This window comes from Polyangium spumosum (genome assembly GCF_009649845.1).
GTDB classification, from domain to species: domain Bacteria; phylum Myxococcota_A; class Polyangia; order Polyangiales; family Polyangiaceae; genus Polyangium; species Polyangium spumosum.
In genome coordinates, this window is the sequence record NZ_WJIE01000005.1 from 766,473 (window position 1) to 781,663 (window position 15,191).

At 70.7% G+C, this 15,191-nt stretch carries 13 protein-coding genes; 3 read left to right on the forward strand and 10 right to left on the reverse strand.

What is annotated here, in order from left to right:
• Positions 1-52 precede the first annotated feature (52 nt).
• Both GF068_RS20580 and GF068_RS20585 read left to right on the forward strand, forming a co-directional pair.
• Positions 53-454, forward strand: coding sequence for a hypothetical protein (locus GF068_RS20580; RefSeq protein ID WP_153821099.1), 402 nt, complete (start codon positions 53-55; stop codon positions 452-454).
• Between the two features lie 138 nt (positions 455-592).
• On the forward strand, positions 593-1,627 hold the full coding sequence (locus tag GF068_RS20585) for a GHMP family kinase ATP-binding protein (protein WP_153821100.1): 1,035 nt from the start codon (positions 593-595) through the stop codon (positions 1,625-1,627).
• Here GF068_RS20585 and GF068_RS20590 read toward each other — a convergent pair.
• The 4 genes from GF068_RS20590 to GF068_RS20605 form a co-directional block, all read right to left on the reverse strand.
• Entirely contained in the window at positions 1,624-2,655 is a 1,032-nt protein-coding gene (locus GF068_RS20590; protein WP_153821101.1) for an alcohol dehydrogenase catalytic domain-containing protein, read from the reverse strand. The genes GF068_RS20585 and GF068_RS20590 overlap by 4 nt on opposite strands.
• 2 nt (positions 2,656-2,657) lie before the next feature.
• Entirely contained in the window at positions 2,658-3,779 is a 1,122-nt protein-coding gene (locus GF068_RS20595; RefSeq protein WP_153821102.1) for a D-alanine--D-alanine ligase family protein, read from the reverse strand.
• A gap of 98 nt (positions 3,780-3,877) precedes the next feature.
• Positions 3,878-4,225, reverse strand: coding sequence for a hypothetical protein (locus GF068_RS20600; RefSeq protein ID WP_153821103.1), 348 nt, complete (start codon positions 4,223-4,225; stop codon positions 3,878-3,880).
• A 72-nt stretch (positions 4,226-4,297) separates the two neighbouring features.
• Positions 4,298-4,906 (reverse strand): 2-hydroxychromene-2-carboxylate isomerase, encoded by a 609-nt coding sequence (locus GF068_RS20605; RefSeq protein WP_170319590.1) that lies wholly within the window; start codon positions 4,904-4,906, stop codon positions 4,298-4,300.
• A 123-nt stretch (positions 4,907-5,029) separates the two neighbouring features.
• Between GF068_RS20605 and GF068_RS20610 the strand changes: the two genes are divergently transcribed.
• A complete protein-coding gene (locus GF068_RS20610) occupies positions 5,030-5,281 on the forward strand; it encodes a hypothetical protein (protein ID WP_153821105.1) in 252 nt (83 codons plus the stop codon).
• A gap of 118 nt (positions 5,282-5,399) precedes the next feature.
• On the opposite strand, the gene GF068_RS20615 is transcribed toward GF068_RS20610, so the two are convergent.
• The 6 genes from GF068_RS20615 to GF068_RS20640 form a co-directional block, all read right to left on the reverse strand.
• A complete protein-coding gene (locus GF068_RS20615) occupies positions 5,400-8,675 on the reverse strand; it encodes a hybrid sensor histidine kinase/response regulator (RefSeq protein ID WP_153821106.1) in 3,276 nt (1,091 codons plus the stop codon).
• Positions 8,676-8,744: 69 nt separating this feature from the next.
• A complete protein-coding gene (locus GF068_RS20620) occupies positions 8,745-9,560 on the reverse strand; it encodes a lysophospholipid acyltransferase family protein (RefSeq protein WP_153821107.1) in 816 nt (271 codons plus the stop codon).
• Positions 9,557-11,005: an Asp-tRNA(Asn)/Glu-tRNA(Gln) amidotransferase subunit GatB gene (gatB, locus tag GF068_RS20625; RefSeq protein ID WP_153821108.1), complete on the reverse strand. Its 1,449-nt coding sequence runs from the start codon at positions 11,003-11,005 to the stop codon at positions 9,557-9,559. Before gatB ends, GF068_RS20620 begins: the two co-directional genes overlap by 4 nt.
• Before the next feature lie 107 nt (positions 11,006-11,112).
• Positions 11,113-11,787, reverse strand: a complete 675-nt coding sequence (locus GF068_RS20630; RefSeq protein WP_153821109.1) for a NuoI/complex I 23 kDa subunit family protein — start codon at positions 11,785-11,787, stop codon at positions 11,113-11,115.
• A 12-nt stretch (positions 11,788-11,799) separates the two neighbouring features.
• A complete protein-coding gene (locus GF068_RS20635; protein WP_153821110.1) occupies positions 11,800-13,569 on the reverse strand; it encodes a complex I subunit 1/NuoH family protein in 1,770 nt (589 codons plus the stop codon).
• Positions 13,566-15,191: an NADH-quinone oxidoreductase subunit G gene (locus GF068_RS20640; RefSeq protein WP_153821111.1), complete on the reverse strand. Its 1,626-nt coding sequence runs from the start codon at positions 15,189-15,191 to the stop codon at positions 13,566-13,568. Before GF068_RS20640 ends, GF068_RS20635 begins: the two co-directional genes overlap by 4 nt.

Below are 15,191 nucleotides of genomic sequence, written 5' to 3' on the forward strand. Positions count from 1 at the left end.
GTTTCACAGCGGTCTTGAGACCGCGGAGCTCTGGGCTTATGGGTTTTCAAGCATGGAACGCTCCTTCTCGGATGACGCGCTTCCCCTCCACGAGCTGATCCTGCGCTCTTTCCGGCAACGGGAAGCGCTGTGGAACCTGGTGCTCGCGACGTATCGGGTGGAGCTCACGGGGCTCCTCAGCCGCGCCGCGAAGACCGGATTCGAATTCGGCGACGCAAACACGGTGATCGATCTGGCGGAGCAGATCGCGTCGGTTGCGCGCGCCGCCGATCTGTCGACGATCCGCAAAGACGCGCTCTCGCTGCGCGCCTTCGCCTCGGCCGCCCAGGACGGCGGCGAACAGGAGGAGGGCAAGGTGCTGCTCGCCGGGCTCCGGCTCATCGATCGGATCCTCGACGAGGCCAAGGAGCGCGCAAAGGCAGCCGAGCCGTCCGCGCCGCAGGTGCTGAACTAGCCGGACGAGAGGGCTCGCCGTGTCACCCTGGTGCGCACGCGTCCCCGAAGCCCCCTGGCGCAGCCCGTGCTGGAGCGCGGGGCGCGGCCGTCCGTGCCGGCGCCGCGCGCCGAGGAGCGGCACCCCCGCGCGCACCCCATGAGCACCAGCGTCGTCCCCGCGTCCTCCACCCGCCCCGCACGTTGCCCGCAGCGGCGCGCCGTCACGAGCGCGCCGATGCGCGTGTCGTTCGCCGGCGGCGGCAGCGACCTGCCGCCCTTCGTCGAGGGCCTGCCCGGGCGCGTCGTGGGCAGCGCGATCGGGCTGCGCGTGCGCGCGCTCGTCGAGCCGTTCGATCGAGGCTGGGTCCGGCTCGAGGTGCCCGTGGCAGACGAGGCGACGACGCGCCGGTGCCACGAGCCGCCGTCGAGCGAGCTCGCGTTCCGTCTGCTCGAAGCCGCGCTCGCGCGCACGGGCGTGGCGGATGGAGTGCGGCTGCGGATCGACACGGATGTCGCGCCGGGCGCAGGCCTCGGCGGGAGCGCCTCGGCCGCAGTGGCGGCGCTCTCGGCGCTGCGGTGGAGCGTGGGCGAAGTGACGGCCGAGGAGGAGCTCGCGCGCGACGCGACGGTGATGGAGCGCGAAGGGCTGTCGATCGTGTGCGGCGCGCAGGACGCGATCTTCGCGGCGTGCGGAGGGATGCTCGATCTCGCGTTCGGCGAGGCGGGGTGCACGCGTATCGATCGGATCACGCCGGACGAGGCGCTCGCGGCGGAGCTCGAAGCGGGGCTCTTGCTCGTCGACACGCACGTTCGGCGCGTGTCGGGCGAGGTGCTCGAGCAGGTCGACGCGGCGGCGGCGCTCGCGAACGTCGCGGAGCTGGTCGCGTCGGCGGCGGAGGTGGTCGAGGCGCTGCGCGAGGGATCCCTCGGGCGCGCGCTCGAAGGGATGCGGCGGAGCGCGGTGGCGAAGGTGCGGCGCGCGCCCTCGGCGAGCGCGCTGGCGACGGAGCTCGGCGAGCGGCTCGCGGGGCTCGGCGTGGAGGTGATCCGCGCGTGCGGCGCAGGCGGAGGCGGGCACGTGCTCGTGTGGGCGCCCGAGGCGCGCCACGCGGAGATCCTGCGCGCCCTTGGCCCCGCCACGGTCCGCCGGCCGGCGCTCGCGGCGCCCGGGGTGCGGATCGAGCCGGTCTAGGGGACGAGCACGACGCGGCCGAAGACGGCGCGCGCCTCGAGCAGGGCGTGCGCCTCGGCCGCGTACCGGAGCGGGAGCTTGCGATCGATGACGGCGCGGATCGCGCCTTTCGCCGCGAGGTCGAGCACGTGTTCGAGGTCCTCCCGCGTGCACGACGCCGACCCGGCGATCGTATGACCCCAAAGGATCAAGGCGCCGAGGCGGAGGGAGACCTTCGCCTGATCGATGTTGCCGACGACGACCAAACGACCGCCGCGGCGGAGCGTCTTCAGGGCCGCGCCGAAGGTGGCGCTGCCGGTGAGCTCGAGCGCGACGTCGACGAGGCCGACGCGGGCCTTGACGTCGTCCTCGAACCTGCCGTCGGGGCTGACGATGACCTCGTCCGCGCCGAGCTCCGCGAGCGCCGCGGCCTTCGCGGGGCTGCCCGTCACGGCGACGACACGCGCGCCGAGCTGCCGCGCGACCTGGATCGCCGCGGTGCCGACGCCGCCGCTCGCGCCCGTGACGACGACGGTCTCGCCGGAGGCGAGCCGCGCGCGGGAAGCCAGCGCCTGGTAGGCGACGCCCGCCGTGCACATGAGGGTCGAGGCGTCCTCGAAGGCGAGGAGCTCGGGGATCTTCACGAGCGCGCGGTGGTGCGCGACGACGAGCTCGGCGTACGCGCCGTCGACGGTGTGGCCGAAGCTCTGATAGGCACGCTCGCAGAGCAGCTCCTCGCCGCCCAGGCAACGCGGGCAGGCGCCGCAGGTGGGCCGGTGCAGGTTGGCGACGCGATCCCCGGGGGAAAAACCCGCGCGGGCCGCTCCCTCGCCGACGGCCTCGACCTCACCGGCGAACTCGTGGCCGAGGATCGTGGGCAGCTTCATCAGCGGGAAGCCGCCGCGGCGATCGATGAGATCACGGCCGCACACGGACGCGGCGCGCACGCGGACGAGGACCTCGTCGGCGCCCGGGGCGGGGTCGGGGGCGCTCGGGGACGGGACGAGTTTGTCCGGTCCACCCACCTCGCGAAGGACGACGGCGCGCATGCTCAGGTCGACGTCTTCAGCTTGCGACGGCGCTCGGCTCGCGCGAGCGCGAGGTCGATCAGGCGGGAGACGAGCTCACGCGGCGGGACGCCGCTCGCCTCCCAGAGCTTCGGGTACATCGAGATCGAGGTGAAGCCGGGCAGCGTGTTGATTTCGTTCACGTAGACCTCGCCGGTCTTCTTCGACAGGAAGAGGTCGATCCGCGCGAGCCCGGAGGCCTCGAGGACGCGGAAGGTGCGGAGCGCGAGGAGCTGCACGGCGCGGGTCTCGGCCTCGTTGAGATCGGCCGGGACGCGCGTGGTCGCGCCGCGCTCGTCGATGTACTTGGCGGCGTACGAGTAAAACCCGTCCGGGTGATCGACCACGATCTCGCCCGGGATGCTCACGATGGGCTCCTCGTCGCCGAGGACCGCGCACTCGATCTCCCGCACGCCCTCGACGCCTTGCTCGATGACGATCTTGCTGTCGTACGCGAACGCGAGGCTGATGGCGTCCGCGAGCGCCTCGTAGGTCTTCACCTTGGTCACGCCGACCGACGAGCCCAGGTTCGCGGGCTTGACGAAGAGCGGGAGCACGAGCCTCTCGCAACGCGCGAGCACCTCGCTGGGATCGCGCTCCCACGCGAGGCGACGCACGGTCTCGTACGGGACGAGGGGGAGCTCGTCCTGCGCGAGCAGCCGCTTCATCACGTCCTTGTCCATGCCCACGGCCGAGCCGAGCACGCCGGAGCCGACGTAGGGCACGCCCGCGAGCTCGAGCAGGCCCTGCACGGCGCCGTCCTCGCCCATGGGCCCGTGCAGCACGGGGAAGACCACGTCGATCGCCTGCGAGGCGCCGCCGACGGTCAGCGCGGCCTCGCCGGCGGTGCCCGGATGCGCGAGCAGCGCGACGTCGGGGGCCGACTGGTTGAGCCGCGCGAGGCGCGGATCACGCGAGGCGCCGAGCAGGAGCGCCTCCTCCTGGAGGAGCCACCGGCCCGCCTTGTCGATGCCGACGAGGACGGGATCGAACCGATCCCGATCGAGGGCCTCGACGACGTTGCGGGCCGAAAGGAGGGAGATCTCGTGCTCGGCAGAGCGACCGCCGAAGAGCACGGCGACACGGAGCTTGCGCGGGGCGCTCATGAAGGCCGCACCCTAGCAGGCCGATCGAGGGCGGTGAACTTCCGGCCGAGGTCGGCCCCGATCGAGCTGGATCACGCGGGCTCGCGCGGACGAGCTCGCTACGGCTGGGCTTCGTCGGCGACGACGAACGCCTTGCGGATCTTGTCGACCGCGACGCGCTTGAGGACGTGCCCGTCCGCGAGCTCGACGTCGACCGTGGCCACGCGCCCCTTCTGCAAGCCGACACGGGTCACGTGGATCCGCGCGCCCTTGCTGAGCGAGGCCTCGCGCAGGGTGACGTCCGCCGTGGCGACGAGGAACATGCCCACGCCGATCTCGCGCGGCTCGCCCGCCGAGGGCGTGTCCTTCGTGTCTTTCGTGTCGGCGCGGGCGACGCTCGACGTGGCCATGAGGCCACCGGAAGCCGCGACCAGGGTCAGGAGCGAAGACAGAACCCGCGCACGCATACGCCCCATCTTACGAGATTCTCGCGATCGCGGCCCGACATTTCAGGCCCTGCCGCCGGACGGACGCGGCCTTCACGGCTCCTTGGGACACCAACCATCCAGCGCCTTCTCCACGAAGAGCAGCCGGTCCTGACCCCAGAACAGAAGATCCCCGACGCGGAAACATGGCGCGCCGCAGACGCCCGCACGCTCGGCCTGCTCGGTGGCCTCCCGGAGCCGCTGCTTGATCCGCTCGTCCGCCGTCGCCGCGACGAGCGCCGCGCCGTCGAGCCCGACCGAGGTCGCGACGTCCACGAGAACGTCGTCCGCGGAGATGTCGCGATCCAGGGCCCAGTAGGCGCGGTAGAGGGCGGCGACGAGCGGACCGACGTGGGTCTCCGGCGCCGCCAGCACCATACGCAGGGGCTTGACCGTGTTCATCGGGAAACGCGAAGCGAAGCGGAACGGGACGCCCCAGTGATCGGCCCATCGATAGAGATCGGCCGTGATGAGCCGTCGCTTCGGCTCGGGCATGGCGGCGAGCGGCACGTTGGGTGTGCCGATCGCCTTGAAGAGCGCGCCGAGCAGGAAAGGCCGATACACGAGCGTGGCGCCCTTGCGCGCCGCGAGGGCCTCGACCTGCGTGGCGCCGAGGTACGCGAAGGGGCTCGAGAAATCGAAGAAGAACTCGACGCGCTTCATGGGCTCGGAGCGCGAGGTTCGACCGGGCTTCACGGCGACTCAACCCAAAACTCTTCCGTCCGCGATCAGGCCCCCAAGCCCAGCGAGGGCGCCGTGTCGGAAGGAGCGAACGGAGGAACGACGATGCGAAAGACGACGATCATGGCTCTGGCGACCCTCGGCGCGACCCTCTTCACGAGCGCGGCCTACGCGGAGCCCAAGAAGGAGAAGGCCGAGAACTACGGCTACACGTTCGACGACGACGCGCTGCTCGGGGGTGACCTCGGCGCCCAGACGGCCGTGATCAAGGTCCGGCAGAAGGGGATGCGCGACAAGCTGATCCGACCACGCGTGCAGTTCGTGAACGAGCTCCTGAAGTCGGTCGAAGCGCTCTGAGCGGCGCCCCCTCGAGACGCTCTCCTCTCCCCCACCCCACCCCGCACATCCCCTCGCATCGTCACGAAGACGCCTCCGCGCGAGCTCGATCATGCCCGCCCGCGCGGAGGCTCGTGGCTCACGTCGAGAGGGGCGGCGGCGCGGACTCGCGGTCGAGCTTGCGCGGGGACAAACTCGCGACGGTCGCGGCGAGCTCGGCGGCGTCGACAGGCTTCGGGACGTGCATCTGGAAGCCCGCGGCGAGCACACGCACGCGGTCCTCGGCGCTCGCGTACGCGGTGAGCGCCACCGCCGGGAGCGCGCCCCAGCGCGCAGGCTTGAGCGCCCGGATCTGCCGGATGAGGGCATAACCATCCTCGCCCGGCATGCCGATGTCGGAGACGAGGACGTCGGGGCGGAACTCGTCGAGCGCCGACAAGGCCGCGGCCGCGCTGCTCACGCAACGAACGACGGCGCCGCACTGGCCGAGCATCGCAGCCAGCATCTCGCGGCTGTCCTGCTCGTCGTCGACGAGCAAGAGGCGCAGGCCTTCGAGCGAAGGGAGCTCCTCGAGGCCCGTCGGCAGCGGCGTGAACCGGTCGAGGCTCGCGAGCAGATCCGGGTTCGCGCTGAGCGGCAAGAGCACCGAGAAGATCGAGCCCTTGCCCTCGCCCGCGCTGTCGGCGCGCACCGCTCCGCCATGCAGCTCGACGAGGTGCCGGACGATGGCGAGCCCGAGCCCGAGCCCGCCGTGCTTGCGCGTCGTGGTGCTGTCGCCCTGGCGGAAACGATCGAAGACGTACGGGAGGAACTCCGGCCGGATGCCCTCACCCGTGTCGCGGACCGTGACCCGCGCGTGCTGGCCCGCTCGGCCGAGCACGAGCTCGACCCGACCGCCGTGCGGGGTGAACTTGATCGCGTTCGTCAGCAGGTTCCAGACGATCTGCTGCACGCGGCTGGGATCGCCCTCGACGAGGCAACCACGCTCGAGGGTGCTCTCCAGGTGGACCGACTTCGCCGTCGCCGCGGGGCGAACGGCCTCGATGGCCGCGTTGATCGGGCCGACGAGGTCGAGCGTGCGCAGCTCGAGCCGGAGCTTGCCCATGACGATCCGCGACGCGTCGAGCAGGTCCTCGACGAGCCGGGCCTGCAGCATGGCGTTGCGCTCGATCGTCGCGAGGGCGCGCTCCTGGGAGGTGCCGTTGAGCGAGGCGGTGCGGAGCATGCGCGTCCAGCCGAGGACCGCGTTGAGCGGCGTGCGCAGCTCGTGCGAGACGGTGCCGAGGAACTCGTCCCGCATGCGCGTGGCCTCCTGCGCGTTCTGGTAGAGCCGCGCGTTCTCCAGCGCCATCGCGGCGCGATGCGCGAGCTCCTCGGCGAAAGGCAGGTCCTTCGTGGAGTACCGATCGCCGACGCGGAAGAGCGAGAGCGTGGCCGAGGCCGTGTCGCCCACGGAGAGCGGGACGACGATGGCCGAGCGCGCACGGAGCTCGCCGAATCGCCCGGCTTGCTCGGGCGAACCCACGATGCGCTCGAGCGCGGAGCCGCCGAGGTCGGCGAAGATCTCGGAGGTGCGGCTCGCGAGCACACGCGCGACGGGGCCCTCGCTCCAGCCGTCGACGGCGCCGCGGCGCAGCTCCTGCACGTCCCGCTCGAGGGCTTGATCCTCGTGGGCGACGGCGACGGTGATCGTCGTGCCGTCCTCGGAGGCGACGTCGAGCATCGCGTAGGTCGCCATCGTGGGCACGACGAGGCGGACGATCTTCTCGAGCGTGGCCTCGTAGTCGAGCGATGAGGAGAGCAGCGCGCTCGCCTCGGCGAGGAACGACGAACGGCGGGCCGCGTCCTCGGCCTCGGCGCGCGCGATCTGCTCGCGAATGAGGCGCGTCCGCTCCTCCTCGGCGCGCTTGCGCTCGCTGATGTCGCGACAGACCCCGACGAGGTAACGCGCGCGGCCCTCCTTGTCGAAGACGGGCTTGGCCGTGATCTCGATCGGGATCGTCGTGCCGTCCTTTCGAACACAAACGATCTCGCCGAGGAAGGCGCCCTGGTCGCGGATGCCGCGCAGGATGCGCGGGCCGATGCGCTCGAGCGTCTCGGCGTGCGCGAGGATCGTGACCGAGCGGCCGATGGCCTCGGCCTCGTTGAAGCCGAAGATCTGGGTGGCCTTGCCCATCCAGCGGAGGATCGTGCCGCCGAGATCGGTCACGAGGATCGCCTCGGGCATCTGCTTCAGGATCTCGTGCGAGAGGTGCACGGCCTCCTCGGCCGCGCCGGCGGAGAGCGAGGCACGATCGAGGGCGTCGGCGCAGTGCTGGGCGAGCGAGAGGATCACCCAGCGCTCGTCGTCGTCGAAGGCGCGAGGCTCCTGGAACGAGAGCGAGAGGCTGCCGACGACCTGGCCGTCGACGAAGAGCGGCACCGCCGCCCACGCATGGCTGCCGCGCACGAGATCACCGAGCGGGAGGCCCGGATAACGGGCCGCGAGATCGGCGCGCGAGCGGAGCCAGATCGGCTGCTTGATGCGCACGGCCTCGGCGACGGGCGCCTCGGTCGCCATGGAGATGCGAGGGCTGTGCGCGGGGATCACCTCGGGGTGGCCCGCGGCATGGACGATCTCGAGCTCGGTGCCGCAAGGCGACAGGCGCGCGATCGAGCACGCGCGCGCCCCGAGGACACGCGCGCCGTCCTCCACCACGCGCCGCGCGACCTCGGTCGGCGAGACCGCGCGCGAGAGCGCCGCCGTGACCTCGGAGAGCCGCCTCATCTGCGAGAGCCCTCGCTCGGCCGCCTCGAAGGCCCGCTCGCGCGCCGACCGCGCGAGCGCCGCGTCGATCGCCGATGCGCCGAGGCGAACGAGCGCCTCGATCAGCGCGCGCTCCTCGCGCGGCAGAGCCTCGCGAAACGGACCCACGCCGGCCGAGAGGACGCCGTGCGTGCGGCTCCCGACGCGCAAAGGAAAGACGATCTCGCGCAGAGCACGCGCCGCGCGAGACCGCGCCGAGGGCGCAGCGCCGTCGGCGGAGACCATCGCGACCCGCAGCGATCCACGCCTCGTCTGCGGCTCGCCGGCTTCGAGGGCCGCCCGCGCGGCGCGGCCGTGGGCCTCGGCGTCACCGTCCGGGCTACACACGTCCCAGAGGCGCTGCTCGTCGCGCAGATCCACGTGCGCCACGGCGACACGACGCAGCTCCCCCCGCTCGAGCAGATCGATCGTGCAATAGTCCGCGAGGTTCGGCACCGCGAGCCACACGACCCGCGTGAGCACCTCTTCCAGCGTCGACGCGCGCAGGAGCTCCTCGGCCGCTCGTTCGACGAAGGCGGCGCGGCGCCTCGTCCGAGCGTCGTTGATGTTCGTCACGCCCGTCTGCGCTTGATCCCGAACGCGCTCCGTCTTCGATGCATCCCCCGCCATCGTGCCCCGATCGCTCAGCCTAGCGATCGGTGAGGGCGCTCGCCACTGTGCGGGTCCCTTGCTCTCTTGTCAGGAGGAGCCTTCTCCGTCCACGTCGAGCGCGCGGCGCGCCGCGTGCACGAGGGCCTGGACCTCGGCGCGCACGCGCTCGCGTAGCTCCGCGACGTCCCCGCCGACGTCGACGATGGGCTCGCCGACGACGATGGCCGCGCGTGTCCTCGGCGCGCCGCTCACGCGGACCATGTGGTCGGCGAAGCTCTCGGAGCCAAACGACGCCGCCGCGCCCTCGTAGGCGAGGCCGACGGGGACGATCTCCGCGCCCGTGCGTTGCGCGGCGAGGAAGGCGCCCGGCTTGAAGGGTCGCACCTCGTCGCCTTCGTACGTCGTGCCCTCGGGGTAGACGAGCACCGCGCGGCCTCGCTCGATCGAGGCGGTCATGGCGCTGATCGCGGCCGCTCCGCTCTGCTTGTTCGTGCGATCGACGAAGAGCGTGCCCACGCGCCGCGCCGCGACGCCGATGACCGGCCAGCCCGAGAGGTCGGCGCGGCTCAGGATCGTGGCCTCGATGTAGGCGAGGCAGATCGGGATGTCCAAGCCGGAGCGGTGGTTCATCACGAACACGCGCCCTCGCCCTCCGGCGCCCGCGCCCGGATAGACGTCGCCTCGCTCCACGTGGGGGCCGCGGGCGATCATTTCGACCCCATACAATCGGAGGAGCGCCTCGCCGTACCGCCGGATCCACGCGTGGAGCACGGCCTGGCGCTCGGACACGGGCGAGATCGCCGTGTCGATCTCCAGCATGCCGTACATGCTGAACGTGAGGCCCACGAACGCCGCGGTGCGGCCGAGGAAGCGCCCCTTCTCCACGAGGCCTTGGCTGCTCATGCCCCGCTCCCTTCGCCGAGGAGACGCACGAGCACCGCGTTCACCGTCGCCGGATCCGCGCTGCCCTTCGTCTGCTTCATGATCTGTCCCACGAAGAACCCGAGCAGCGCCGTCTTGCCCGCGCGATACGAGGCGACCTGCTTCGGGTTCGCCTCCATCACGCTGCGCGCGATCGCCTCGATCGCTGACGCGTCGCCGAGCACGGCCATGCCGCGCTCCCGCACCACGTCGGCGGGCGCTTTGTCCGTGCCCGCCACCGCCGCGTAGAGCTCCTTCGCCTGCTTGCCGCTGATCGTGCCCGCATCCACGAGCCGCAGGATCTCCGCCACCTGCGCGGGCGTCACAGGGATCGTCGCCGAGAGCCCCGTCGTGGTCACGTCGCGCAGCACCTCGCTCTGCACGAAGTTCGCGAGCTTCACCGCGTCGGGATACGTTGCCCGCGCCTCGTCGAAGAACCACGCGATCGCGGGATGCGCGCCGAGCACGCCCGCCTGGTACGCCGTGAGCCCGAGCTCCAGCGTCCACCGCGTGCGCTTCGCGACGGGCAGCTCCGGCAGCGCTTCCTGCACCGACTCGATGAACGCCTCTTCGAGCACGAGCGGCGGCAGATCCGGCTCGGGGAAGTAGCGGTAGTCGCTCTCGTTCTCCTTGTCGCGCAGGAGATAACTCTCGCGCTTCTCCGCGTTGTAGCCGCGCGTCTGCTGACGGACCCGCTCGCCCCGCTCGACGAGGTTCACCTGCCTGCGGATCTCCACGTCGATCGCGTCGGCCACGAACTTGAACGAGTTGATGTTCTTCAGCTCGACGCGCGTGCCGAGCCGCGTCTCGCCCACCTTGCGGATCGACACGTTCGCGTCGCAGCGGAAGCTGCCCTGCTCGAGGTTGCCGTCGTTCACGCCGGTGAACATGAGGACCTCGCGCAGCCGCCGGAGGTACTCCGCCGCCTCCGCGCCCGAGCGCAGATCGGGCTCGCTCACGATCTCGATGAGCGGCGTGCCCGCGCGGTTCAGGTCCACGACGGACTCGTCGCCGACGCCGTGCAGGTTCTTTCCCGCGTCCTCCTCCATGTGGATCCGGCGGATCCCCACGCGACGCGGCGCCCCGTCCACCTCGACGTCGAGCACACCCGAGAGCGCGAGCGGCAGGTCGTACTGGCTGATCTGGTAACCCTTCGGCAGGTCCGGATAAAAATAGTTCTTCCGGGCAAACACGCTCCGGGCCTGGATCGAGCAGCCGAGGGCGAGCGACGCGCGCACCGCGAGGGCCACGGCCTCGGCGTTCAAGACGGGCAGCGCGCCGGGCAGGCCGAGGCAAACAGGGCAGGTGTGCGTGTTCGGCGGGTCGCCGAAGCTCGTGGCGCAGCCGCAGAACGCCTTCGTCCGCGTGAGAAGCTGCGCGTGCACCTCGAGCCCGATCACGGGCTCGTACGCACCGTAGGCGGTCATCGGGCGGAGTATGGCAAGCCGAAGCGCGAATGCCCCTGCTTTCCCGCCGAAAACAAAAGCCCCCTCTCCCGGAGAAGAGGGGGCTTCTGTCCGTCAGCGAATCCGGATCAGTGATCCATCTGCTCGCGCGACAGGCCGGGATGCGTCGGATCGCCCGGCTCGTGGCGCGGGTTCGCGCTCGTGCGCGAGCCGTCCCGGCCGGTGAACTCCATGAGCAGGTCCTTGCGGTAGATGAACTGCTCACGCGAGTCGTACGGCGTCGCGTGTATGCCCGTGTCCATGCGGATCGCGTCGCAGGGGCACGCCTCGACGCAGAACCCGCAGAAGATGCAGCGCAGCTCGTCGATGACGAACGTCTTCGGGTAACGCTCGTAGCCGCGCCGCTTGTCGCCCTCGGCGTACTCGCCCGCCTCGATGTGGATGCACTGCGCAGGGCAGGCAGTCGAGCAACACAGGCACGCCACGCAACGCGGCGAGCCGTCATCACGCAGCGTGAGGCGATGCAACCCGCGGAAGCGCTCCGGGTAGGGGCGCTTCTCCTCCGGGTAGCAGATCGTCGTCACGCCCTCGTTGAGGGCCTCGAGCACCGGGTCGGGCTTCTGGCCGAGCATCATCTCCTTCGTGTTCTTGAAGAAGTGACGCATGGTGATCGCCATGCCCCGGAGGAACTCCGGCAGGTAAGCCTGGACCTCGGCCGTACGGCGGGGCCGCGGGATGGCCTTGCCCTCGATGGGCTTGCCGGCCGGCTTGGTCCACGGGTTCGAGGGAGTGCGCTTCGGCATCGTTCGATCCTCTCAGGCCTGCTGAGGCTCCGGCTTGACCCCGCCCATCGCGGCCGCGAAGCGCGCCGCAGACGAGGCGAGGAACTTCTTGCGCTCGACCGGCTCGAGCAACCCGACCACGAGCGCCACGAAGCCGGCGAGCGTGGCGACGGCGACGAAGCCCTGCGTGATGTCCGCGAGGAGCTTCAGCCACGAATCCGCCGCCGGGCCCGCGTTGCGGAGCGCCAGCACGACCACGCCCGTCACCATCATGTTGGCGATGGCGAGCGGCAGGAGCTTGGTCCAGCCGAGCTTCATGAGCTGGTCGTAACGGAAGCGCGGCAAGGTCCAGCGGAAGAAGATCTGCACCCACGTGACGAAGATCGTCTTCCCGAAGAACGCGAGCGCCGAGATGATGCTCACCGCGAGGTGCGTCATCTTGTACTGGAAGAGCATCGTGTCGCCGAACGCGATCGTGATGCCGTCCGCGTGCAGGAAGGGCAGCGAGTAGCCGCCGAAGAAGAGCGCGACGAGCAGGGCGCTCGAGAAGGCGAGCTCGATGTACTCGCCCGTCATGAACATGCCCCACTTGAAGCCGGAGTACTCGAGGAAGTAACCGGCGACGATCTCGCTCTCGCCCTCGGGCTGATCGAAGGGCACGCGCTTCGTCTCCGCGCAAAGCGCCGTCAGGAACAGGATGAACCCGAGCGGCTGCACGAACACGCCCCACGCGTTCGCGCCCTGCCACACGGCCATGTCGCTCATGCGGACGCTGCCGTAGACGAGGAAGAGGCCGACGAGCGACAGGCCCATCGCCACCTCGTACGAGACCATCTGGCTCGACGCGCGCAGGCCGCCGAGGAGCGCGAACTTGTTGTCGCTCGCCCAGCCCGCGATGGCCGCGCCGATGATGCCCGTGCCCGCGATGCCGAAGATGTAGAGGATGCCGACGTTGAGGTCGATGATCTGCATCTTCACGAGGAAGCCGTTGCACGCGCCGCTCGCCGGGACCGTGGCCACGAGGTTGCCGAGGTCCGAGAAGTCGAACGTGCCGTTCCGGTTGCCGTCCGTGAAGCAGAGGTCCGGGCCGAAGGGGACGACGGCCATCACCGCGATCGCCGAGAAGACCGCCAGCATCGGCGCGAGTCCGTGCAGGATGCGGTCGGCGTTCTTCGGGATGAAGTCTTCCTTCCAGATCATCTTGATCGAGTCGGCGATCGCGTGGAGCGTGCCGGCGAGGCGCAGCGGGATCGGGCCGTCAGGCACGCGCGAGGTCGCGTAGAGCGCGACGATCAGGAAGACGCCGCCGAGCACGAAGCCCGAGACCTGCGCGGCGAGCGGCATCGACGCGGGAGGCACGAGGCGCCCCGCCACGAGGCCGAGCGCGTGCACGCCGAGGCCCGCGAAGAAGAACGATCGCGGGTCCACGTCCGCGAACATCTCCTCCGCCTTGTTGATCGCGCCGCCGCTCCGCACCTTCGCGCAGAGCACGAGCAGGCTGAACCAGCCGACGAGGATCGCGAGCTGCACGTTCACCGTGAACCGCTCGGCCGCCGCGCGGCCCGCGAGCGCGCCGAGCGACGAGAAGATCGCGAGCACGCCGAAGAGCGCAGGCGGCAGGAGCACGATCCCACGCGCCAGCATGTTCGGCAGGTGCACGACCGCGCGGTTCGGGCCCACGCGGTCCTGCACCATCGCTCCTTGACGGCGATCTGCCCACGTGCAGAGCGCCGCCATGTTCAAGAAGAACAGGAGCATGATGAGGACCTTGACGACCGAAAGGACAATCTCGACGGCACTCATGCGCTCACCTCGGGCTTCGCGGCCCGATCCGCGTCACGGCTCGGGGCGGGCGCCTCGGGCGTCATCGCCCGACGCACCTCCGCGAGCGTCTTGAAGGTCATCGCGTAGCCGAGCTCCTTGCCGAGCTTCGACACGAGCTCCCAGCCCGGACGCGCGTCGCCGCGCGCCTTGAGCGCGCGCTCGCTCTTCTGCGCGAGGCCCTGGCGGTTGACGTACGTGCCGTCCTGCTCCGCCCACGCCGTCGCGGGCAGCGCGACGTGCGCGGCGCGCGCGAGCGGCCCGTCGTGCGCGGCGATCGTCACCACGCCCTTGAGCTTCGACAGCGCGCTCTCGGCGTCCTTCGCCTCGACCTCGATCTCGGCGCCGAGCGCGATCACGAACGAGTACTTGCCCGCCTTGATCGCGTCGAAGAGCGCCGCGATCGGCTTCGGCGCGGGCGCGTTCGCGAGCTGCATGACGCCGAGCGTGTTCGGGTTCTTGTCCTCGCTCATGAGGATCTCGTCCCCGCGACCGAGCGGACGACCCGACACGTAGAGGTCCTTCGCGCCGATGAACGTCTTCGCGAGCGTGAGCAGCGCGTAGTTGTCCTCGTTCGAGTGCTGCGCGCTGAGCACCACGGCGACCCGCGCCGGATCGTCCTTGATCCCCGCGAGCTGATCCTTCGCCGCCGCGAGCGCGTCTTCGAGGCTCGCGTCCTCGCCGCCGACGAGCGCCGCGCCGAGGCGACCCTCGACCGCGCGCTTGTACGAGAGCATGCCCTCGTCGCACATCCAGTACTTGTTGACCTCTTCGTTGTCGCGCGGGCGATGCCGATGCGGCGTGTTCGTCCGCGGATCGTAGTCGAGGTAGGCGTTGCAGCCCGTCGCGCAGCCCTGGCAGATCGTGCGGGCGCTGCGGAGGAACCACACGCGCGCCTTGAAGCGGAAATCCTTGGAGGTCAAAGCACCGACGGGGCAGACGTGCTCCGTCATGAGCGTGTAGTCGTGGTCGAGCTCGCGGTCCGGCGAGACCACGATCTCGTTCAGGTTGCCGCGCTCGCGCACGCTGAGGATCGGGTCCTTGGCGATCTCGGCCGTGAAGCGGACGCAACGCGTGCACACGATGCAGCGCTCGGCGTCGTAGACGATGGTCGGCCCGAAGACGACGGCCTTCGGCTTGTGCACGACCTCCTGCTGCATGCGCTTGCCCGTGCCCTGATGCTCGAGCCAGTAGTCCTGCAGGCGGCACTCGCCGGCCTGATCGCAGATCGGGCAGTCGACCGGGTGGTTCAGGAGCAAGAGCTCCTGCACCGCGCCGCGCGCCTCCTCGACGTGATCGCTGCCCTCGGAGAGGACCTCCATGCCCGGCGCGCAGGCCTGCTGGCAGGCAGGTACGAGCTTCGGCTTGCGGGCGGGGACGTAGTCCTTTTTCTCCGGGTCCCAGCGCAGGATGTCGAGCTGCAGCGCGGGGCGGCCGGGGGGCGGCGCGACCTCCACGAGGCACATGCGGCAGTTCGCGGCGACGGAGAGGCCCGGGTGCCAGCAGTAGTGGGGGATGTCGATGCCGGCGCGGTGCGCCGCCTTGATGATGGTGTCCCCTTGCTCGAAGGGGATCTCGCGCCCGTCGATCTTGATCGTAGCCAT

What these genes read in the sequence shown, in the direction of transcription:
- GF068_RS20585 (WP_153821100.1), top strand. Translation starts at nt 593, where the DNA reads ATGAGCACCAGCGTCGTCCCCGCGTCCTCCACCCGCCCCGCACGTTGC.
- gatB (WP_153821108.1), bottom strand. Translation starts at nt 11,005, where the DNA reads ATGACCGCCTACGGTGCGTACGAGCCCGTGATCGGGCTCGAGGTGCAC.
- GF068_RS20620 (WP_153821107.1), bottom strand. Translation starts at nt 9,560, where the DNA reads ATGAGCAGCCAAGGCCTCGTGGAGAAGGGGCGCTTCCTCGGCCGCACC.
- GF068_RS20595 (WP_153821102.1), bottom strand. Translation starts at nt 3,779, where the DNA reads ATGAGCGCCCCGCGCAAGCTCCGTGTCGCCGTGCTCTTCGGCGGTCGC.
- GF068_RS20580 (WP_153821099.1), top strand. Translation starts at nt 53, where the DNA reads ATGGAACGCTCCTTCTCGGATGACGCGCTTCCCCTCCACGAGCTGATC.
- GF068_RS20610 (WP_153821105.1), top strand. Translation starts at nt 5,030, where the DNA reads ATGCGAAAGACGACGATCATGGCTCTGGCGACCCTCGGCGCGACCCTC.
- GF068_RS20590 (WP_153821101.1), bottom strand. Translation starts at nt 2,655, where the DNA reads ATGCGCGCCGTCGTCCTTCGCGAGGTGGGTGGACCGGACAAACTCGTC.
- GF068_RS20615 (WP_153821106.1), bottom strand. Translation starts at nt 8,675, where the DNA reads ATGGCGGGGGATGCATCGAAGACGGAGCGCGTTCGGGATCAAGCGCAG.
- GF068_RS20635 (WP_153821110.1), bottom strand. Translation starts at nt 13,569, where the DNA reads ATGAGTGCCGTCGAGATTGTCCTTTCGGTCGTCAAGGTCCTCATCATG.
- GF068_RS20605 (WP_170319590.1), bottom strand. Translation starts at nt 4,906, where the DNA reads ATGAAGCGCGTCGAGTTCTTCTTCGATTTCTCGAGCCCCTTCGCGTAC.
- GF068_RS20600 (WP_153821103.1), bottom strand. Translation starts at nt 4,225, where the DNA reads ATGCGTGCGCGGGTTCTGTCTTCGCTCCTGACCCTGGTCGCGGCTTCC.
- GF068_RS20640 (WP_153821111.1), bottom strand. Translation starts at nt 15,191, where the DNA reads ATGGCTACGATCAAGATCGACGGGCGCGAGATCCCCTTCGAGCAAGGG.
- GF068_RS20630 (WP_153821109.1), bottom strand. Translation starts at nt 11,787, where the DNA reads ATGCCGAAGCGCACTCCCTCGAACCCGTGGACCAAGCCGGCCGGCAAG.